This window comes from Methylobacillus sp. (genome assembly GCF_036844465.1).
GTDB lineage: Bacteria > Pseudomonadota > Gammaproteobacteria > Burkholderiales > Methylophilaceae > Methylobacillus.
Map to the genome: position 1 here is coordinate 240,135 of NZ_DAIUFW010000003.1, position 19,952 is coordinate 260,086.

The 19,952-nt window shown below is 53.8% G+C and carries 19 protein-coding genes; 7 read left to right on the forward strand and 12 right to left on the reverse strand.

Annotated features, from left to right (window positions below; all coding sequences use genetic code 11):
- Positions 1 to 44: 44 nt before the first annotated feature.
- From V7Z75_RS05545 to V7Z75_RS05565, 5 genes are all read right to left on the reverse strand, one after another.
- Positions 45 to 287: a hypothetical protein gene (locus V7Z75_RS05545; protein ID WP_334107625.1), complete on the reverse strand. Its 243-nt coding sequence runs from the start codon at positions 285 to 287 to the stop codon at positions 45 to 47.
- 144 nt (positions 288 to 431) lie between these two features.
- The gene (gene dapB, locus V7Z75_RS05550) at positions 432 to 1,235 is read right to left on the reverse strand and encodes a 4-hydroxy-tetrahydrodipicolinate reductase (protein WP_334107626.1); all 804 of its coding nucleotides are present in this window, start codon (positions 1,233 to 1,235) and stop codon (positions 432 to 434) included.
- A 38-nt stretch (positions 1,236 to 1,273) separates the two neighbouring features.
- The gene (locus V7Z75_RS05555) at positions 1,274 to 2,077 is read right to left on the reverse strand and encodes an outer membrane protein assembly factor BamE (RefSeq protein WP_334107627.1); all 804 of its coding nucleotides are present in this window, start codon (positions 2,075 to 2,077) and stop codon (positions 1,274 to 1,276) included.
- Between the two features lie 118 nt (positions 2,078 to 2,195).
- Positions 2,196 to 3,854 (reverse strand): DNA repair protein RecN, encoded by a 1,659-nt coding sequence (gene recN / locus V7Z75_RS05560; RefSeq protein ID WP_334107628.1) that lies wholly within the window; start codon positions 3,852 to 3,854, stop codon positions 2,196 to 2,198.
- Positions 3,855 to 3,873: 19 nt separating this feature from the next.
- Entirely contained in the window at positions 3,874 to 4,737 is an 864-nt protein-coding gene (locus tag V7Z75_RS05565; RefSeq protein WP_334107629.1) for an NAD kinase, read from the reverse strand.
- A 169-nt stretch (positions 4,738 to 4,906) separates the two neighbouring features.
- Between V7Z75_RS05565 and hrcA the strand changes: the two genes are divergently transcribed.
- The 7 genes from hrcA (at position 4,907) to V7Z75_RS05600 (ending at position 12,422) form a co-directional block, all read left to right on the forward strand.
- Complete coding sequence (hrcA, locus tag V7Z75_RS05570) at positions 4,907 to 5,929, forward strand: heat-inducible transcriptional repressor HrcA (protein WP_334107630.1); 1,023 nt, start codon at positions 4,907 to 4,909, stop codon at positions 5,927 to 5,929.
- Between the two features lie 65 nt (positions 5,930 to 5,994).
- A complete protein-coding gene (hemH, locus tag V7Z75_RS05575) occupies positions 5,995 to 7,038 on the forward strand; it encodes a ferrochelatase (RefSeq protein WP_334107631.1) in 1,044 nt (347 codons plus the stop codon).
- 84 nt (positions 7,039 to 7,122) lie between these two features.
- Entirely contained in the window at positions 7,123 to 8,106 is a 984-nt protein-coding gene (gene rfaD, locus V7Z75_RS05580) for an ADP-glyceromanno-heptose 6-epimerase (RefSeq protein ID WP_334107632.1), read from the forward strand.
- A gap of 20 nt (positions 8,107 to 8,126) precedes the next feature.
- Positions 8,127 to 8,693, forward strand: a complete 567-nt coding sequence (locus V7Z75_RS05585; protein ID WP_334107633.1) for a D-sedoheptulose 7-phosphate isomerase — start codon at positions 8,127 to 8,129, stop codon at positions 8,691 to 8,693.
- Between the two features lie 18 nt (positions 8,694 to 8,711).
- Positions 8,712 to 10,181 carry a bifunctional D-glycero-beta-D-manno-heptose-7-phosphate kinase/D-glycero-beta-D-manno-heptose 1-phosphate adenylyltransferase HldE gene (gene hldE, locus V7Z75_RS05590; protein WP_334107634.1) on the forward strand — a complete coding sequence of 490 codons (1,470 nt, stop codon included), beginning with the start codon at positions 8,712 to 8,714 and terminating at the stop codon, positions 10,179 to 10,181.
- The gene (gene waaF / locus V7Z75_RS05595) at positions 10,181 to 11,224 is read left to right on the forward strand and encodes a lipopolysaccharide heptosyltransferase II (RefSeq protein ID WP_334107635.1); all 1,044 of its coding nucleotides are present in this window, start codon (positions 10,181 to 10,183) and stop codon (positions 11,222 to 11,224) included. The genes hldE and waaF overlap by 1 nt, the downstream gene beginning before the upstream one ends.
- 4 nt (positions 11,225 to 11,228) lie before the next feature.
- Positions 11,229 to 12,422 (forward strand): O-antigen ligase family protein, encoded by a 1,194-nt coding sequence (locus V7Z75_RS05600; RefSeq protein ID WP_334107636.1) that lies wholly within the window; start codon positions 11,229 to 11,231, stop codon positions 12,420 to 12,422.
- A gap of 49 nt (positions 12,423 to 12,471) precedes the next feature.
- Here V7Z75_RS05600 and V7Z75_RS05605 read toward each other — a convergent pair whose 3' ends face one another.
- From V7Z75_RS05605 to edd, 7 genes are all read right to left on the reverse strand, one after another.
- Complete coding sequence (locus tag V7Z75_RS05605; protein WP_334107637.1) at positions 12,472 to 13,530, reverse strand: CgeB family protein; 1,059 nt, start codon at positions 13,528 to 13,530, stop codon at positions 12,472 to 12,474.
- Positions 13,527 to 14,585 carry a glycosyltransferase family 9 protein gene (locus tag V7Z75_RS05610; protein ID WP_334107638.1) on the reverse strand — a complete coding sequence of 353 codons (1,059 nt, stop codon included), beginning with the start codon at positions 14,583 to 14,585 and terminating at the stop codon, positions 13,527 to 13,529. The genes V7Z75_RS05605 and V7Z75_RS05610 overlap by 4 nt, the downstream gene beginning before the upstream one ends.
- Entirely contained in the window at positions 14,543 to 15,565 is a 1,023-nt protein-coding gene (locus tag V7Z75_RS05615; protein WP_334107639.1) for a glycosyltransferase, read from the reverse strand. Before V7Z75_RS05615 ends, V7Z75_RS05610 begins: the two co-directional genes overlap by 43 nt.
- Before the next feature lie 117 nt (positions 15,566 to 15,682).
- Positions 15,683 to 16,360 carry a lipopolysaccharide kinase InaA family protein gene (locus V7Z75_RS05620; RefSeq protein WP_334107640.1) on the reverse strand — a complete coding sequence of 226 codons (678 nt, stop codon included), beginning with the start codon at positions 16,358 to 16,360 and terminating at the stop codon, positions 15,683 to 15,685.
- Positions 16,361 to 16,429: 69 nt separating this feature from the next.
- The gene (locus V7Z75_RS05625) at positions 16,430 to 17,116 is read right to left on the reverse strand and encodes an HAD family hydrolase (protein ID WP_334107641.1); all 687 of its coding nucleotides are present in this window, start codon (positions 17,114 to 17,116) and stop codon (positions 16,430 to 16,432) included.
- A gap of 174 nt (positions 17,117 to 17,290) precedes the next feature.
- Positions 17,291 to 17,920 (reverse strand): bifunctional 4-hydroxy-2-oxoglutarate aldolase/2-dehydro-3-deoxy-phosphogluconate aldolase, encoded by a 630-nt coding sequence (gene eda, locus V7Z75_RS05630; RefSeq protein ID WP_334107642.1) that lies wholly within the window; start codon positions 17,918 to 17,920, stop codon positions 17,291 to 17,293.
- A gap of 160 nt (positions 17,921 to 18,080) precedes the next feature.
- Positions 18,081 to 19,895, reverse strand: coding sequence for a phosphogluconate dehydratase (gene edd, locus V7Z75_RS05635; RefSeq protein ID WP_334107643.1), 1,815 nt, complete (start codon positions 19,893 to 19,895; stop codon positions 18,081 to 18,083).
- Positions 19,896 to 19,952: the final 57 nt, after the last annotated feature.

The following is a 19,952-nucleotide window of genomic DNA, read 5'->3' on the forward strand; positions in this document are numbered from 1 at the left end:
CTGATCAGTTGATTTCTCCAGCCTGTGTTTGTTGAGCAGGGCTTCTATGCACTCATTCGCGTCTGTGCCAATTCAATCGCAACCTGAATCGCAGCACGCGCCTGCGGGCTGTTTTTCCAGCAGGTAGAACCCAGCATAGCGGCTGCCTGTGCAACGATATCCAATGTATTAGCCTTGCTCAGATGTGACAACGACTCATATCCCAGTTGCTCAAGGCGCGTCACCACAGTGGGGCCGATGCCTTTTACATTCAGCAATGCCTGACGCTCTTCTGGAGAAAATGGCACGTAGTTTCCTTTTAAAAGTCTTTATTCAGTAGATACGGCAATTCAGAGCAGTGCCTTGCAAATATCCTGACTCATCTTAACAAAAGCACAAAATAATAAAGGGGTGATTTCCACCCCTTTATTACAATTACCAGCATTGATCTTTTATTTCCTCAACCCCAGCACATCCTGCATGTCATACAACCCATGTTTGTGAATTGCCAGGAATTTGGCGGCACGCAGTGCGCCGAGTGCAAATGTGGCGCGGCTGGATGCCTTGTGCGTCAGCTCTACGCGTTCGCCAATGCCGGCAAACAGGACAGTGTGATCTCCCACCACGTCTCCGCCGCGCACGGTAGCAAAACCTATGGTATTGGCATCACGCTCGCCAGTGACACCTTCGCGGCCATAGACCGCGCACTCGCGGAGGTCGCGTCCCAAGGCTTCCGCCGCAGCTTCGCCTAAACGCAATGCGGTGCCGGAGGGGGCATCCACCTTGTAGCGATGGTGCGCCTCGATGATTTCCACGTCGTAACCCTGGTTCAGCACCTTGGCTGCGGCCTGCACCAAATTGATGAGCAGAGTCACGCCCACGCTCATGTTGGGGGCGAATACGATAGCGACATCCTGCGCGGCGCGTTCGATTTGCTGTTTTTGTTCAGCAGTAAACCCGGTGGTACCGATCACCAGTTTGACGCCAGCTAGGCGGCAGGCTTCGAGGTATTGCAGGCTGGGCTCGGGGCGAGTGAAATCCACCAATACATCCGCGCCCTGCAAGGCTGCCGTCAGGTCTGCGGTGATTTTCACGCCAGTATTGCGGCCAAACTGCTCTCCTGCATCGCGCCCGATCTGCGGGCTATCCGCGCGGTCCAGCGCACCATGCAACACCAACTCGGCATCATTGAACACACCATCCAGCAGGGCATGACCCATTCGGCCTGAACATCCGGCAATCACTATCTTTTGCATTTCAACACCACATTCTTTTATTGAATCAAATTACCCTGCTAGAAACCGATTTTTTCCAGCATGCGCTCAAAATACCCAGGTTCATCTTCTGGCGGCAAATCGTCGTCATCGTCCTCTGGTTCCTGTGCTGATTTGGACGCCGGCGCTGGTTTGGCTGCTGCAGCCCCCGCAGCAGGTTTTGCCACAGCCTGGGCTGGCGCTGACTGCGCAGCAGGTTCGGATAGTGTCGTAGCAGGCGCAGATGGTGTCACCGCTGGCTGAGCCTGTGCCGGCACAGCAGCAGGAACCGCGCCTGGCGCTGCCAGTTCGGGAACCACTTTTCTTGGCGCGGCAGCATCTTCCTGCACAATCGGGGTGGTTGGCTTGGTATCGTAATATTCAGCCCCGGCTGGCGCTGCCTGCTCGTCGTCGCTCTTCCAGAACTTCAGCCGGTCAAGCACGCCCTTCTTTTCTGGGGCTTTGGGTTCGATCACGACAGGCGCAGCAGGCGGGGTTGCCACGATAGCGGTATCCTCCGGCGAGGCGGGGATGACATCGCCGCGCACGCGCTTCAGGGCATCGCCCTCGAACTCCATGATGACGCGGCGTTGCTCGATGATCTTGCCACTCTTGCGCATCTGGTAGAAATAATCCCAGCGGTCACGGTGGAAACTGTCCTGTATCAAGGGCGTGCCCATGATGAATCGCACCTGCGACTTGGTCATGCCGGGCCGCAATTGCAACATCATTTTGGATGTCACGACATTACCCTGCTGAATGTCCATCTTGTAAGGCTTGAAAGAAGGCAGCGCGGAGCTGCAAGCCACGCACAGCAACGCAGCGAAGAGGATTATATGACGCATTACCACGACTCTGACCGGAAATGGCGTAATATACCACGACATTAAAGTCGGCTTTCAGGCATATTCACGCCATTGTCGATTTTTTACTTGTAAAACCCGGGAGATAGCCTGATACGGCTCAGGCTCCGGCAGCCAGCATCTCGCTGGCATGCTGCAATGTAGTTTCCGTGATTTCCACCCCGCCCAGCATGCGCGCTACCTCATCCACCCGTTGCGCATGGTCCAGCACCTCAATCCGGCTCAAGGTTTGTCCTTCCTGCATGCGCTTGCTGACGCGCAGGTGCTGACTGCCCTGCGCTGCCACTTGCGGCAGATGGGTTATCACCAGCACTTGCCGCTGATGGCCCAATGTCTTGAGCAACTGCCCGACCACCTCGGCCACACCGCCGCCAATGCCGACATCCACTTCGTCGAAGATCATGGTCGGCACATCGCCCTGCTGCGCCGTCACCACGCGAATCGCCAGGCTGATGCGGGACAACTCGCCTCCCGACGCCACCTTGGATAAAGGCCGCGGTGCAACACCAGCATGACCGGCGACGAGAAACTCCACCTGTTCATTGCCATGCGCAGCAGGCTCCTGCGCGGTCAACGCCACGGCAAAACGCCCGCCGCTCAATGAAAGCCGCTGCATCTCGGCGCTGATCTTTTCTCCCAGACTCTGGGCAGCCTGCGCACGGCTCTCGCTCAACTTGCTGGCCAACACGTCGTATTGCGCCCTGGCCTTGGCTTCATCCTGTTGCAACTGCTGGTTGTCATGGCTGCGCTCCAGCTCGCCCATGCGCAATTGCCAGGATGCCAGCAGGCCAGCCAACTCTTCCGGCCGGGTACGATATTTACGGGCCGCTGCATGCAACTCCTGGATACGGCTTTCCACCTCCTGCAAGCGCTCGGGGTCAAGGTCGGCACGTTGCAGGTAGCGGTTCAGGAAACGGTCTGCTTCATCCAATTGAATCAGCGCCGAATTCAGCGTATCCAGCGCTTCCTGCAAACCGCCATCATAAGCCGTCAACTCCTGCAGCTTATGCTGCACGCGGCTCAACTGGCGCACGGCGGCCAGCTCGCCCTCGCTCAGCAGGTCACGGCATTCCTCCCCGCCCGCCAGAATGCTCGCGCCATGGGAAAGCCGCACATGCTCCTGCTGCAATGGCTCCCACTCTTCCTCACCAGGCGCCAATGCGCTCAACTCCCGCACCTGGTCGCGCAATTCGGCCAACTCGGCGGCATAAGCTTCTGCATTACGCTCAGCATCGATACGCTGACGATACAGCACCTGCCAATCCCGGTAGGCTGCCGCCACTTCATTCAGCAGCGACTGCAATCCGCCATAGGCATCGAGCACCTGCCGCTGGGTTGCGGCTTTAAGCAGGGAGTGATGTGCATGCTGGCTATAGATATCCACCAGAAATTCGCCTATCTCACGTAATTGCTGGATGGTAGCGGGCGAACCGTTGATGAAGGCACGCGAGCGCCCGTCGGCGTAAATCACGCGACGCAGCAGCAATTGCGCATCATCGATACAGATTTCGCTTTCATCCAGCCAGGCGCGCAAGTCTGCCAGCGTGCCAATGTCGAATACCGCGTTGATTTCAGCCTTTTCACACCCGGCGCGAGTAATGCCGCCTTCGCCGCGCGCGCCCAGCACCAGGGATAGCGCATCAATCAGGATGGATTTTCCCGCCCCGGTTTCGCCAGTGAGCACGGTGAAGCCGGGCCTGAATTCGAGTTCCAGCCGGTCGACAATGACAAAATCACGTATGGAAAGTGTTTGCAGCATGCTTGTTTGCCTTTACGCCCTAGCCCCAATGCAGCTTTTCGCGCAGCACATCAAAATAGTTATGCCCGGGGGGATGCAGCAATGTGAGGGTATTTTTCGCCCGTTGCACCTGCACCTGATCCCTTGGCTGCAACGCCATTTTCCGCTGGCCATCAAGATGCACGCTGGCGTCCTCAGCATGCACCACCTCGATCACCACCTTGCTGGCGCTATCAATTGCAATCGGACGATTACTCAGTGTATGTGGACAGATAGGCACCAAGGCAATGGCATCCAGCGTGGGATGCAGGATAGGCCCACCTGCAGAAAGCGAATAGGCGGTAGTGCCGGTCGGCGTCGCCACGATCAGGCCGTCGGAACGCTGGCGCTGCACGAAATGCCCGTCGATATGAACTTCCAGCTCGATCAGGCGCGCCATGCCGCTTTTGTTGACGACGACATCATTCAGCGCGTACCCCTGCCCGATAATTCCGCCAGCGCGCACAATGCTGGCCTCCAGCAGGATGCGTTCCTCGGTTTCATATTGGCCGTCCAGAACACCCGTGACATTGTCGAGCATGCGGTCCGAATCAATATCGGTCAGAAAGCCCAATCGGCCACGATTCACACCCACCAGCGGAATCTTGTAATCCACCAATGCGCGGGCCACGCTCAACATGGTGCCATCGCCGCCAATGACAATCGCCAGATCGGCATATGCGCCTATCGCGCTCATTTTCAGGGTGGTATAGCCCTTGATCTCGGCGCTCTGCGCAGTTTGCTCTTCGATGAACACGCCGACCTGCCGCTCGTTAAGAAACCGTGCCAAGGCAAGCATGTGCTCCCGGTTTTCCGGGCTCATGTACTTGCCTATCAGTGCAACTGTCTGAAACACATTTTTCATGGCTGGCATTAAATCATAGAAGATAGACGCATAAAACCCTCGTCGCCATTATCCCGGTAATAATTGATTGCGCGGCACCAGTCTGTATCGGATAATTTTTTCATTTCCTTGCCAGGCGGCCGTTTTCAATATTGAATTAGCAACGACCGATCCCCAATTTATACCTACCATGTTAGACAAACGCGCCCAAATATTGCTGAAAACCCTGATCGAACACTATATCAGTGACGGTCAGCCTGTGGGTTCGCGCACCTTGTCACTGGCCTCCGGCCTGGATCTCAGTCCTGCCTCCATCCGCAATATCATGTCGGAGCTTGAGGAACACGGCTTCATCGCCAGCCCCCATACCTCTGCTGGCCGAGTGCCGACCCAGCGCGGCTACCGCTTGTTCGTGGACACTCTGCTCACAATACAACCGTTGCAGAATCAGGAAATCCGCAAGCTGGAACATGTACTGTCCTCGCCCGACCCGCAAGAATTGATCAATACCGCCGCCGACCTGCTATCCAGCCTGACGCAGTTTGCCGGGCTAGTAATCATTCCCAAACGCCAGAGCACCGCGTTCCGCCATATGGAATTTCTCCCCCTGTCAGACAAGCGCATCCTGGTCATCATCGTCACAACAGACGGCACGGTGCAGAATCGCATCATCCTGGCCGACAAACCCTATAGCGCCGCCGACCTGACGCAGGCGAGCAACTTCTTCAACCAGCACTATGCAGGCAATACGCTGGATGAGGTCAAACAGAAGCTGCACAATGAACTCAAGCAGATGCAATCGGACATGACGCGCCTGATGGCCGCGGCATTAGAAGCCAGCAGCAAAACGGCAGCCAACAGCAAGGACAGCGTGGTGATTGCCGGCGAGCGCAACCTGCTGAATGTGCATGACCTTTCGACCAACGTCAGTTCGCTGCGCAAACTGTTCGAGATATTCGAGCAGCGCACCTCGCTCATGCAGCTCCTGGACCAAAGCCAGAAAGCCAGCGGCGTGCAGATTTTCATTGGCGGCGAATCTGGCTACCTGCCGCTGGACGAATGCAGCATGGTCACCGCCCCTTACGAAACCAACGGCGAAACCATAGGTACGCTGGGCGTGATCGGCCCTACCCGCATGGCATACGAACGCGTGATCCCGATTGTGGACATCACCGCGAAACTCCTGTCCAATGCATTGTCCAACACACACTGAACCGCCCAGCCAGGCTTGCAGGCAGCAACCGTCACTGTAGCGTCACGCCAACAAAAGGAAGATGCATGTCTTTTTACCTGAAAGAACCGGATATTTCACCACAAGAGCCAGACCGTACCGGCATCCTGGTCATGAACCTCGGCACGCCAGAAGCACCTACCGCCAAGGCTTTGCGCCCCTATTTGCGGCAATTCCTCAGCGACCGGCGCGTGATCGAGATTCCGCGCTTCATCTGGTGGTTCATCCTCAATGGTTTCATCCTGGTATCAAGGCCGCGCCAATCCGCCCACAAATACGCCACCATCTGGGGAAACGAAGGCTCTCCGCTGCTGGTCAATAGCCGAAAACAGGCCAGCTTGCTGGAAGGCTACCTGGGCGACACCATCGCCTCGCCTTATACCGTCGAACTGGGCATGCGCTACGGCCAGCCATCCGTGCAATCCGCCATTGCCAACCTGAAGGCCAGGAACTGCAATCGCATCCTGCTGTTCCCGCTCTATCCGCAATATGCAGGCAGCAGCAGTGCCTCCGCCATTGACGAAGCCATGCGCGCCCTCCTGCGCGCGCGCAACATGCCGGAAATCCGCACCATCCGCGATTACCACGCGCACCCGGCCTATATCAACGCGGTAGCGGAAAGCATACGCCTGCACTGGCAACAGCACGGCAAGCCGGAAAAACTGGTGATGAGCTTTCACGGCGTGCCACGCCGCACCTGCGACCTGGGCGACCCTTACTATAAGCAATGCCTGACCAGCGGAAAATTAATTGCACAAGCGCTCGGCCTGACAGAAGACCAATATTTAATTGCCTTCCAGTCGCGCTTCGGCGCAGCAGAGTGGCTGCAGCCCTACTTCGCCCCCGAGATAGAAGCCCTGGGTAAGCAGAAACTGCGCCGCGTGGATGTGGTCTGTCCCGGATTTTCCAGCGATTGCCTGGAAACGCTGGAAGAAATCGCCATGGAAGGCAAGGGCCTGTTTCTTGAAGCAGGTGGCGGCGAATACCATTACATCCCTGCACTAAATGACAGCGACACCTGGATCAAGGCCATGCGCGAGATCGTCATGGACAACCTGCAAGGTTGGGTTACCCCGCGCTCGGCTGCATAAGAGCCAGTCCCAAGATTCCAAACCCTGCCATCAGGCCAGCGGCTTTTGTTATACTTTTGGATTAGCTAGAAACGGACGCAAACAATGATAGTCATCACCGGCGGCGCTGGCATGATAGGCAGCATGATGGCATGGCACCTCAACACCGTGCATCAACGCGAAGACATCGTGATCGTGGATCGCATGCACCATCCCGATCAATGGCAGAACCTGTGCCACAGGCGTTATGCCGATTATCTGGACAAGGACGAGTTGCCTGCCTGGCTGGCCCGCGCATCCGAAACCATTGACGCCGTGATCCACATGGGCGCCATCAGCGCCACCACCGAGCGCGATTTCAACAAACTGGTGCAGGACAATATCCGCTACAGTCAATCGCTGTGGCAATGGTGCGCGGAAAACGAAGTGCCTTTTCTCTATGCCAGCTCAGCCGCCACTTATGGCGGCGGGGAGTTTGGTTACGATGACGAAGAGTCCGCCATCGACCAGTTGCGCCCGCTCAACGGCTATGGCTATTCCAAGCAATTCTTCGATCAGTGGGCGTTGCGCCAATGCGCCGAAGGCCTGCCCACTCCGCCGCAATGGTGCGGCTTCAAGTTTTTCAACGTCTATGGCCCGAACGAATACCACAAGGAACGCATGGCGAGCGTGGCGTTCCACACTTTCAACCAGTTCCGCGACCAAGGCAAGGTCAAGCTGTTCAAAAGCCACAAGGAAGGCTATGCGGACGGCATGCAACTGCGCGATTTCGTCTACGTGAAAGATGCCGTGTCGGTCATGGCGCACTTTCTGGAGCAGCCGCAGCATTCCGGCCTCTATAACATTGGCACCGGCGAAGCCCGCGCCTTCAAGGATCTGGCCACTGCCGTCATGGCCAGCATGGGCCGCGAACCCAATATTGAATACATCGACATGCCGCAAGACCTCATGGGCAAATATCAATATTTCACCGAGGCCAACATCAGCAAACTGCGCAACGCGGGTTACACCACGCCTTTTCATACGTTGGAACAGGGCGTGCAGGACTATGTCCAACAATACCTCATGCAAGCCGACCCTTATTGCTGAGCGAACAACCGGAGAACCTCATGAGTGCTGTTGACACCCTGAAACAAGCCATCGCCGAACACCAGGCCGTGATCGCAGCGCTGGAACCGCTGCTGCCGGCCATTGCCAAGGTAGGCGAAGCCATGCGCGCCTGCCTGGCGCGCGGCGGCAAGATACTGTTGTTCGGCAACGGCGGCAGCGCCGCCGACAGCCAGCATATCGCTGCCGAGATCGTCGGACGCTACAAGAAGGAACGCCGCGGCCTGCCTGCAATTGCCCTGACCACCGATACATCCATCCTGACCTCGGTCGGCAACGACTACGGCTTCGATTTCATCTTCTCGCGCCAGGTGGAGGCGCTCTGCACGCCCGCCGACCTGGTGGTCGGCTTCTCCACCTCAGGCAACAGCCGCAATGTGGTGCTCGGCATCGAGAAAGCCCGCGAGATCGGCGCCGTCACGGTCGGCATGACCGGCGGCAGCGGCGGCAAGCTCGCCAACCTGTGCGACCATGTCCTCATCATGCCCACCAGCGACACGCCCCGCATCCAGGAAGCCCATATCCTGATCGGCCACAGCCTGTGCGACCTGGCGGAAGCCGATTACTAGCCTTTAATTCATTCCAGTATGCGCGAATCACTCATCCATACCGTACAACACCGCTTTGGCCATGACCCGCTCTGGATACTGGTCATCGGTGACCTCATGCTGGACCGCTACCTGTTCGGCGATGTGCAGCGCATCTCGCCCGAAGCGCCCGTACCCGTGGTGCTGCTCAAATCCCAGGATGAACGCGCAGGTGGCGCGGCCAATGTCGCCGCCAACCTAGTCGGCCTGGACATCAGCACGCGCATCATTGGCGCGGTAGGCGAAGACCATGAAGCCACACGCCTGCTAGATTTACTGGATACAGTTGGCATTGATACCCGCCATATCTATCGCAGCCCCTTGCGCCCCACGATCACTAAAACACGGATTCTGGGTGGCCACCAGCAGATGATGCGCCTGGATCAGGAAAATGCCGCACGCTACACCACTGAGGAAGAAACCGCGCTGCAGAGCGCTATCGCCAGCGCCCTGCATGACCGGCCAGCCGCGATCATTCTTTCCGATTATGCCAAGGGCGTATTGAGCGACACCTTATGCCAGCGCATCACGCAGCAGGCACGGCAGGCAGGCATTCCGGTACTGGTGGACCCCAAAGGCCGGGACTACAGCAAATACCGTGGCGCGACCGGCCTCACCCCAAACAAGCGCGAAACTGCGGAAGCCTGCAATGTCACCATCCATGACGCGGATGCTTTGCTGAATGCCGCTGAAACCCTGCGCAAACAACTGGAACTCGACTTTCTCGCTGTCACGCGCGGCGAGGAAGGTATTACCGTGCTCAACGCCAAGGGCAGCGACCACCTCACTGCCACGGCGCGGCAAGTGTTTGATGTCTCCGGCGCGGGCGATACCGTCATTGCTACCCTTACCGCTGGCCTGGCGCACGGCTTGCCGCTGCATGAAGCGATCGAGCTCGCCAATATCGCCGCCGGCATCGTCGTCGGCAAGGTTGGCACCGTGCCTGTAAGCAAGGCAGAACTGGAAGCAGAACTGCATTCACAACAAACTGCCGCGCAAGCCGACAAGGTCTGCCCGACGCTGGATGCCCTGCTGGCCCGCGTCACCGCCTGGCGCAGCAAAGGAGAGCGCATTGTGTTCACCAACGGGTGCTTCGACCTGCTGCATGCAGGACACGTCACCTATCTCGAAGCTGCGCACAACACCGGCGACCGCCTGGTACTCGGCCTCAATACCGACCGTTCCGTCAGCGCCCTGAAAGGCCCGACCCGACCCGTGATTCACGAACAGGACCGCGCCCGCGTCCTCGCCGCGCTCGAATCCGTGGATGCCGTCATCCTCTTTGACGAAGACACACCTATCGAACTCATCAAGGCTGTACGCCCGGATGTAATCGTCAAGGGCAGCGACTACACCGAAGAGCAAGTCGTCGGCGGCGCGGAAGTCAAATCCTGGGGCGGCAAGGTCGCCCTCATTGATGTCGTGCCGGGACGCAGCACCAGCAACATCATCCAGAAGCTCGCCTCCTGATGGCTGCGGTGCGTCAGATGACCCATGCACGACAGCAAGAAAAAATTCTCGTCATGGGCCCCTCCTGGGTTGGCGACATGGTCATGGCGCAAAGCCTGTTCAAGGTGCTCAAGCAGCAAAAATCCGATTGCATCATCGACGTCGCCGCGCCTGCCTGGACGCTGCCCCTGCTGGATCGCATGCCCGAGGTCAATTCAGGCATCGCCCTCCCCTTCAAGCATGGCGAACTGGCATTGAAAGAACGCATCCGCTTCGGCCTCAGCCTGAAAAACCACGGCTACACCCAATGCATCATGCTCACCAACTCGCTGAAATCCGCCATCCTGCCCGCCGCCACCGGCATCAGGCGACGTACCGGCTTTCGTGGCGAAATGCGCTACGGCCTGCTCAACGACATCCGCCCACTGGATAAAAGCAAACTGCCGCGCACCGTGGACCGCTTCGTCGCCCTCGGCATAGAAGCCGATTCTCCGCTACCAGCCATCCCTAACCCGCATTTAGCGGCCAGCCGCGACAACGCACTGGCATGCTTGGAGAACATGTACATCCCAGCGCCAACCGCCCCGGTGCTGGGACTCTGTCCCGGCGCAGAATACGGCGAAGCCAAGCGTTGGCCGCTGGAATATTACGCCGAGGTCGCGCGTGCGGCGCATGAGCATGGCTGGCAAGTCTGGTTGTTCGGTTCGGAAAAAGATGTGCCGTTCACCGCGGAAATCAATCGCCTGAGCAACATGGCCTGCCTAGACCTGGGCGGCAAGACCAAGTTGGGCGACGCCATCGACCTCATGTCGCTCTGCGATGCCGTCGTCAGCAACGACTCCGGCCTCATGCATGTCGCCGCCGCGCTGGACAAGAAACTCATCGCCATCTACGGCTCCTCCGACCCGCATCACACGCCGCCGATGAGCAGCAAGGCGGTGATTGAATATCTTGGCCTGGAATGCAGTCCGTGTTTTCAGCGGGAGTGTCCGCTGGGGCATTTGAATTGTTTGAAACAAATACTACCTCAACAGATTATTCAAAATTTATTTAAAAGAATTTAAACAAATGCAGTTCCTGAATAAAAAATTTTTCAGTAAAAGTGAAAATATTCTTTTCTCTCTTTCATTATTGTGGTTATCAGGATATTTTTTACTTCCTTCTAGCAAACTTCACCAACAACTATTCATCTTTATCTTTAGCCTTTCTGGTATTTGGCTAATTTTTAAAAACAGTTTCAATATAAAAGAATTAAAATCCTCTAATATTTTTCTGCTATCCGTCTTATATAGCGCTTATTATCTGATCAGCTTATTATGGGCCTCACATGAGGAATTTAGTGATTATTTAAGTGAAGTTAAAAGGGTAATATTTTTCTTTTTCTTTTCGATAACTTTAATTTTCTGGATGAAAAAATCTAATGAAAAATTAGCATTACTAATAAAAGTACTCACGAGCATCGCACTCATTAGCATTGTTATTAATGGCATACTCTTCTATGGAGTCAATGGACTGAGTCTAGCCGATCGCTTTGTAGGAATCGGGAGATTATGGAATGCCTTGTGGTCGGGTGCCATATATGGGGCATTTGCAGTTTTAATGTTTGGGTTACTGAACTGGCAAAATATCAATATGAGCAAGCAGCACAAGATATTTTACTTTTTTGCTTTTATTGTCTTTTTTATCGCTACAGTTCTCACCCATAGCAGAGGCCCGATTGGTGGCATGCTAATCGCATGTAGCATTATATTTTTAACAAACCATTGGAATGTAAAGTATAAATTAGCAATATTAATATTAGCGGGAATATCTTCTTTACTAGTATTTTATTTAATGCAGCACTCTTTTGGCGCTGATATTGAGAGAGGACAAAGCTATAGGCTAGATTTATGGCAAGGATTCTTAGAGCGAGCAAAAGAGCACCTCATTTTTGGATTTGGCGCCGGAACACAAGTGTTTATCCATGCTCCTGGAGAGTTTGTAAATGAATGGCGCCACTACCATAGTGTCTATATTGGTTCCTTGGTAGAGTTGGGCCTCATTGGCTTACTGCTGCATTTAGCCTTATGTGCTTCCGTCCTCAGAGCAGGATGGAATTATCGGCATAATTTGTATGCCTGCATCGCACTGATATTATTTATTTATACGATGATTATCGGCATCACATTTGGTCAGGGCATCATCACCAGACCAAATGTACAATGGATTCTTTTCTGGCTTCCAGCGATTACTTTAGCTTCCATTGAAATCAAAAGTAATTAATAGTAGAGCTTAAATTCTTAAATAGAATCTATTTATTGCTATAGAAACATTAGAGTCCCATAAGCTTACTCATTTTCAGAGCACAAGCATTCCAGGTAAATTTCCTTTGGAATGCTTCATGTCCTTGCTTCGCAATTCTGATTCTCTCTTCAGGATAGTCAAGGTAGAATTTAACTTTACGCTTCAAATCCTCAATACCATCAAAGGTTTCTATTTCCTCGCCTATATTAAATAGCTCGGCGATTTCGTCACAGTAATCTGTGATCAGAAAGCAGCCTGCTGCCAGCGCTTCAAAAATTCTCAGGTTAACGCCAGTACCAGCAGCGTAATAGGGACCACGCGTGATATTGAGGACAATTTTTGAGCTTGTCAGTAATTGATGCAGATTCGGGCCCCAAACCTGATGGTCATCCACGCGCCTGATCAACTCCGGCGACATCAATGGAAAATTACGCTTCCAACGATTGCCAAAAATGGAAAGATGGTCACGTATGCTTTCTAGGATAATAATTCTGCGCAAATCACCACTTCCCACGAACAAGACTTCGTGCTGCTTGTCAGCATCTGTTCCGCTTGGTGCAGTGATAAAATTCGCCCCAAACGGCACAAAACTAGCGTCCAGCTTCTTAGTATCGCTGAAGAAATCCGCTGTCACCTTAGAGCATGAGAATATTTTTTTATAGATTGGCAACTCCTGTTCCAAGAAAAAAATAAACTCGCGACGCTTGGTATAGAGATTACAGCTATCCGTATCATACAAATACAAATCGACCTGATGCCGCTGCGCCAAGGCCTGTAGCGCAGTCGGCGCAATGAATTTATAGATAAACCCAACGACCAGTATTGCTTCCGGCTTGAGTTGCTCTATCAATGCCTGAATAGACGCAAGATTGCCCTTGGGCAGATAAAAAAACGCATCACCACTACTATCCCGGGCACGATTGACCAGCTTGCTAATCGCAGATTTCACTCCATATAAGGGAACCTTCGGCATGCCTAGCAAGTTGTAATAACTAGTATCAATGCCGATATGACGAAAAGCCTGAGCTAACTCTGCACCGAGAGGCACACCAGAGATGCCATCCAGCACTAACCATTTTTTCATCATGAAGCTTTTCCATTGGTGAATATTGTGTCTTGATTGTCGAGCAATGAGGTCAATGCAACCAATACATCTTCAGGCCGAATGAAAGGTCGCCATATACCCCCGTTGAACCAAGGCAATATAAATCGCGGAATGACCACGCTGCCGCTACCCCAAGCAGGACGCCAGCAAAATTGACGATTCCGTTTTCTGTAAATGGTCACTACTGGAATTCGCAATATTGAAGCCAGGTGGCCTCCACCCGAATCATTGCCGATCAATGCACCAGACTCATAAACAAAGCTCGCAAACTCATTAAGATCAGTGAATTTCGCATGCTCGAACTCCCCCTTGAGTATTGCATCCCATTTCTGGTAAGACGCTGGCGCTACGGTAAATACCGGTTGATATCCAAGCTGCTGTAATAACCTGGCCGTTTTGATGAAGGATGAAGGCGTCCAATCTTTTTTCTCTGACCAAGCAGAATCAGGACTCATGACAATACGCTTCGAATATTTTCGATAAACAAGATGAGATGGAGGAAAAAGACGCACATCCCCTGTTGCCTGGGCAAGTTTCAGCTTCTCATGCATAAAGGTCACTGCCACATCGACCAAGGAACTGCCATCCTTGAATTTCCTGAACCGGATTGATGGCCCACAATCAAGTAAAGGCGCAATCTGGGAAAATATCACGTCGGGCAATTGCCGTTGAAGTGAGTGCTTTAAATGATCACAGCTCCAAGTATCTGGGGCCTTTTGGCACAGTAACTGCCATTGTTTCTTCACATGCTCCAAATACTCCCCCTGGAAACGCTTCCGCAGTACATTGGGAGGACTGATGATCACGTGGTGATACTGGCTTAACTCGCGATCAAGATCATCAAAGTCGGGATAAGGCATCACCTTTAGCTGCGGCATCCACGCACGCAACTGATAGGCAATATCCCCATACAAGGTCATATCATATCCATGCTGACGCAGGTTCTCTGCCAGCATGTAGTAAATCAGGCTATCGCCTAAGGAATTGAAAGAAACTAGCGCAATACGCGCGGTGGTGGTGTCTTGTTGTGTATCCATGCGCGATCAATTAGCTCAAAGAATCTTATTCGAGAGGCATCATCCGAGAATCTGCTCATCAGTATGTCAGAGGCCGATTGTATTTTATTATCAGATTGAGCTGCAATTGTGCTGATTATCGCTTGAGATAGCTCCGCAACGCTTCCCAAAGTAAACAAGGTTGCAAAAGCCCTGACCACCTCTGCGCCACCTCCGCTATCACTGCAGATAATCGGCAACTCTGCTGCCATGGCCTCCAGCAGCACCATGCCAAATGGCTCATGATCTGAGCTTAGGACAAAGAGATCAAACGCCCGGAAATAACGCTTGGCATCTGGCACCTGCCCTGCAAAGCGTACTTGCTTGGTGATTCCCATGGTATTTGCTAATGACTTCAGCTCTTGTTCCAGCGGTCCCTTTCCCAGAATCAACAATAAGGTATTCGCAGGCAGCTCAGGCAGTGCCTGGGCGAAACCACGTAACAAGGTCGCTTGGTCCTTGTCCCGGTGCAAGCGGCCGACATTGGCGATTACGTAAGTATCGTCTTCCAATTCAAGCAGACGGCGGGCTTCCTGCCTGGGCAACAGGGATTGCCTGACCGCATCCACGTCAATGCGGTTATACAAGGTCTGGATTTGTTCGGCTGGCCAGTGCTTGAGATGTTGGCGCATTTGATCACGCACGGAATTCGAAACGCATAGCATCAATAGCCGTTTGCGATAAAAGTTGACGAGGATGCGACGGGTGAAGCGACCGTAATCATCATAGCTATGATGCACACTGACCACGGGAAGATCAGTCGCTAGCAAGGCGACATAGGTCGGCTTAACGCGATGGGCAATGCAAAAAGCGAAATCCCGGCTTTTTACCAGTTGTCGAATCCGGGCAATCGCCCCCAGCTTGAGCCCGCGCACCTGCTTGCTGCTATACCCTAGGAAAATCACTTCATCAGAAGCACTACCCTGCTCCACCTCCTGGTCATATTTTCCGGTTAGATACACCGTCACCACCTTATATGACGTGCCTGTGAATAGAGCCGCATATTGACGGGCGCAATCAAGAAAAGGCGGATAATAACTGTGACAAATATGAAGAACATACATAGTTCAGCTACCAGATTAAAATGTCAGTTTAGAGCGAAGTTCCGTCTCTGTATCGGCAGGCAATGCAGCAACCGCAAAATAGCTGTCTAAAAATGTTTGCCGGTCGGTAGGCGATAATGTTGCCCAATCTTCGCGATAGCGCAGTAAATGCCGAAAATTGCGGACACGATGCCAGACAGTCAGGCTGTAGGATTTTGTCTTGAGATCAGCAATATCAATCAGGCCCAATTGGCCTTCGGGTGTTCTGACCACATTGCCAAAATGCAATGAGCGGAAATAGATGCCCTGTTGGTGCAGGCGCGCGACAAACCGGCCAAATTCCTTGATTAACGCTTGATCTAGCTCGCCGGCGTTGTTTAGCTGACGCAGCGTTTTCCCGGGCAATGGCTGATACATGACGGCGGTATCCGCGCTGTCTTCGAAGTGAAATAACTGCACAATTTCCACTGTCGGGATACCTATCTTTTTTAGCCGGTCTGCATTGCGACAGAACTGGCGGGCATAGGAATAAATCCGCGCCAGGGAGAATATATGTCGCACACGGAATATTTTGAGAATATTGCCATTTTCCAACTGCATCACTTTGACACCACGCTCATCCTGCTCCAGGATGCTGGCGTTCTGGCTCAACTGTGCAAAGTGCTCAGGGGCCAGCAGATAGCTGGCACGAATATTCAGGCGGGGAATCAGCATGCGATTGTCAGCAAAGTCGTGGTCGCCAGATATTCCTTGCGAATAAAAATGGGAGCAATGCCCATCTCATCAGGTTGAAACAAAGTTTTCGTTAGGTGACATTTCCAAATGGTGCCAAACGGTCACATGGTGCTGTTTGCAATAGGTTTGCCAATCCGGCATATCGGTCCAGTCGCTGACAAAGACAAAATCCAGCCCGGCGCCGGTCGAAGCCTGATGGTCAAAACGGCTATCGCCGACAAACAAGGCGGGAAACTGGATTGTGCCGTCTGCCACCATGCGCGCCAGATGTTCATTCTTCTTGGTCGGGCCACCGTAAATACCCAGCTCGAACAGGGTATCCAGGCCGCGCCTGGGAAAAATCTGGCGTAATTCTTCCTGGTCTCCGCCAGACATCAGCATCCATTTGGCCTGGCTGGTAGCCGCCTTGAATTCATGCAGCGCCGGAGCGATCTGGCACTGCATCAGTGTCTCATCCAGTATTTCAGTGAAAGTATCCATAAACGCCTGAAACAATGCTGGCGTCAACGGTTGCTGGATGATGTCAGTGATGTAATGACGGATTTTGTCGTTACGTGGAATGCTGCCGAGCTTGATGTGATAATCGACAAACGCCTGCGCCTGCGCATCTGTCCCACCCATGCGTTTGGCGGTGTTGTAATACGCATCCACCTTGGTCTTGTTGCTGTTGAGCACCACACCGTCGCAATCCAGCACAATGGTTTTGTACTCGGTTAAATCCAGTTTTTTAGACATAAGCGCCAGTTGTTTGAACAGAAGCGAACAAGATTAAGAGCGGCTAACAAAACTCAGCGAAGTGATCCTGGCCAGGCATTCTACCGCAGACAGTGCAAGTAGCACGGCAAGATAGAACAACAACGCCAGGAGAGTTTTGTTAGCCGCTCTGAAAAGGCCTGTATTACTGCCTGATTACTTCGCCGCGACGATGGCAGAAGCTTCCTTGGCCAGCTTGGTGATGTGCGCCCAATCCTTGCGCGCGACTGCGTCAGCAGGCGTGAGCCAAGTGCCGCCACAGACCACGACATTGGGCAATGCGAGGAACTGCGGTGCAGATTCTACAGTTACGCCACCAGTCGGGCAGAATTTGACATCGCCGAATGGGCCAGCAAAGCCTTTGAGCAAGTTGATGCCGCCCACGGCAACCGCCGGGAACAGCTTGAGGAAATAATAGTCATCGGCATTGGCTTGCATGATCTCGCTGCCGGTGGAAACACCTGGCAACAAAGGCAAGCCCATTTCACGCGCGGCAAGACCCAGCTCGCTGGTGTAGCCAGGGCTGACGGCAAATTGGCAGCCAACATCCTTGCAGTTCTGCGCATCCTTGATGTTGCGCACAGTACCTGCGCCCACGATAGCATCAGGCACAGCCTTGGCAATTGCCTCCATCGCCTGCAACGCCACTGGAGTGCGCAAGGTTACTTCCAGTACCTTGATACCACCCTCAAGCAAAGCCTCTGCCATCGGTACGGCATCTTCCACCTTGTTGATGACAATGACCGGAATCACCGGGCCGTGGTTAGCTAAATCTAGTGTGCTCATGTTTGATACCTATGGGTTGATTATTAAAAAGCTGCAAGCAAGGAGAAAGGCAACAACTATATTGCCATTTCAAAATCGCGGGGGACAAGGCGTTTGAGCGCAGACAGTACGTTTAGTACGGCAATCAAAAACAACGCCCCTCCCGCACATTTTTAAATGGTTAGAGCCAGGTGACGGCGCCCTCTTCGGCACTCAGCACATTCTTGCGCATGCCGCCAAACAGTTCGCGGCCAATACCATGGCCATTGTTGTTACGCTGGGCCTCGGTCATCACGGCCACAGAACGGGATTTCCATTCTTCATCATCCACCAGCGCGTTCAAGGTGCCGACAATCGCATTCAGTCGGATCATGTCACCAGTGCGAATCTTGCCAATTGCACCGCCAGCCACAGCCTCTGGGCTCAAATGGATCGCGGCAGGCACTTTGCCTGATGCACCGCTCATGCGGCCATCGGTCACAATCGCCACACGATAGCCTTTACCCTGCAACACGGACAACGGCGGCGTCAGCTTGTGCAATTCCGGCATGCCATTGGCACACGGCCCCTGAAAGCGTACGACGGCAACAAAATCTTTTTCCAGTTCGCCACGCTCGAACGCAGCCAGCAGCTCTTCCTGCCCGTTGAATACAATGGCAGGCGCCTCAATAATCTGGCGATCTTCCGGCACGGCGGAACTCTTGATCACGGAACGGCCCAGGTTACCGGTCAGAAGGCGCAAGCCGCCGGATTCGCTGAACGGCCTGGAGGCATTGCGCACGATAGTGTCATCCGGGCTTTCCTTGGGCAGGTCAACCCAGATCAAGTCATTATCAGACTTGACTGGTTTCTTGCAGAAATCACGTAAACCGCCAATGACTACCGAATTCACATCACTATGCATGTAACCGGCATCCATCAACTCGCGAATCACGAAACTTGGACCGCCAGCAGCCTGGAACTGGTTGACGTCAGCAGTGCCATTAGGATAAACACGCGCCAGCAATGGTGTGTTTTGCGACAGCTTGGAGAAATCGGACCAATCAATGATGATACCTGCGGCACGCGCCACTGCCACCCAGTGGATCAGGTGGTTAGTGCTGCCACCGGTGGCCAGCAGGGCGACAATGGCGTTGACGATGACACGCTCGTCCACCAATTGGCCAATCGGCATGAAACGCTGCTTCTGGGTGATGGAGAGTACTGTTTTCACCGATTCACGGGTCAGCATTTCACGCATGTCGTCATGCGGATGCACAAACGCAGCGCCCGGCACATGCAGGCCCATAGCCTCGATCAGCATCTGGTTGCTGTTGGCGGTGCCGAAGAAGGTACAGGTACCTGCGCCATGATAGGCGGCAGATTCGGAAGCCAGCAATTCCTCACGCCCAACCAGCCCTTGCGCATATTTTTCGCGCACCTTGGATTTGGTAGTGTTATCGATCCCTGTCGCCATCGGGCCGGCAGGGACAAATACACAGGGCAGATGACCGAAATGCAATGCGCCGATCAGCAAGCCGGGGACAATTTTGTCGCACACCCCCAATAACAAGGCAGCATCAAATACATCATGTGAGAGGCCAACGGCAGTGGCCATGGCAATCGTATCGCGTGAAAACAGGCTAAGCTCCATACCTGGCTCACCCTGGGTAATACCATCACACATCGCAGGTACACCACCAGCCACTTGCACAGTCGCGCCGTGCTTACGTGCCTCATCGCGAATAATGTCAGGATAGGTCTCGTATGGCTGATGCGCCGACAACATATCGTTGTAGGCGGTAATGATTCCGATATGCGGGGCTTTTTCTGCCACGATACGGAACTTGTCATTGCTGGGCAGCGCTGCAAAAGCGTGTGCTACATTGGCGCAACCCAGACGATCGGCGCCACGCGGACGATTGATGATCTGGTCCAGGCGTTGCAGGTAAGCTTTACGGGTTGGCGCACTACGCTCACGAATGCGTTCTGTGACTTCTACCAGGGTTTGTGTCATGAGTTATACGCCGCTAAAAGTTGAATTTAGTTGGAAATTATCGCTGAAAGCACCGGC

What these genes read in the sequence shown, in the direction of transcription:
- dapB (WP_334107626.1), bottom strand. Translation starts at nt 1,235, where the DNA reads ATGCAAAAGATAGTGATTGCCGGATGTTCAGGCCGAATGGGTCATGCC.
- V7Z75_RS05555 (WP_334107627.1), bottom strand. Translation starts at nt 2,077, where the DNA reads ATGCGTCATATAATCCTCTTCGCTGCGTTGCTGTGCGTGGCTTGCAGC.
- recN (WP_334107628.1), bottom strand. Translation starts at nt 3,854, where the DNA reads ATGCTGCAAACACTTTCCATACGTGATTTTGTCATTGTCGACCGGCTG.
- V7Z75_RS05565 (WP_334107629.1), bottom strand. Translation starts at nt 4,737, where the DNA reads ATGAAAAATGTGTTTCAGACAGTTGCACTGATAGGCAAGTACATGAGC.
- hrcA (WP_334107630.1), top strand. Translation starts at nt 4,907, where the DNA reads ATGTTAGACAAACGCGCCCAAATATTGCTGAAAACCCTGATCGAACAC.
- hemH (WP_334107631.1), top strand. Translation starts at nt 5,995, where the DNA reads ATGTCTTTTTACCTGAAAGAACCGGATATTTCACCACAAGAGCCAGAC.
- rfaD (WP_334107632.1), top strand. Translation starts at nt 7,123, where the DNA reads ATGATAGTCATCACCGGCGGCGCTGGCATGATAGGCAGCATGATGGCA.
- V7Z75_RS05585 (WP_334107633.1), top strand. Translation starts at nt 8,127, where the DNA reads ATGAGTGCTGTTGACACCCTGAAACAAGCCATCGCCGAACACCAGGCC.
- hldE (WP_334107634.1), top strand. Translation starts at nt 8,712, where the DNA reads ATGCGCGAATCACTCATCCATACCGTACAACACCGCTTTGGCCATGAC.
- waaF (WP_334107635.1), top strand. Translation starts at nt 10,181, where the DNA reads ATGGCTGCGGTGCGTCAGATGACCCATGCACGACAGCAAGAAAAAATT.
- V7Z75_RS05600 (WP_334107636.1), top strand. Translation starts at nt 11,229, where the DNA reads ATGCAGTTCCTGAATAAAAAATTTTTCAGTAAAAGTGAAAATATTCTT.
- V7Z75_RS05605 (WP_334107637.1), bottom strand. Translation starts at nt 13,530, where the DNA reads ATGATGAAAAAATGGTTAGTGCTGGATGGCATCTCTGGTGTGCCTCTC.
- V7Z75_RS05610 (WP_334107638.1), bottom strand. Translation starts at nt 14,585, where the DNA reads ATGGATACACAACAAGACACCACCACCGCGCGTATTGCGCTAGTTTCT.
- V7Z75_RS05620 (WP_334107640.1), bottom strand. Translation starts at nt 16,360, where the DNA reads ATGCTGATTCCCCGCCTGAATATTCGTGCCAGCTATCTGCTGGCCCCT.
- V7Z75_RS05625 (WP_334107641.1), bottom strand. Translation starts at nt 17,116, where the DNA reads ATGTCTAAAAAACTGGATTTAACCGAGTACAAAACCATTGTGCTGGAT.
- eda (WP_334107642.1), bottom strand. Translation starts at nt 17,920, where the DNA reads ATGAGCACACTAGATTTAGCTAACCACGGCCCGGTGATTCCGGTCATT.
- edd (WP_334107643.1), bottom strand. Translation starts at nt 19,895, where the DNA reads ATGACACAAACCCTGGTAGAAGTCACAGAACGCATTCGTGAGCGTAGT.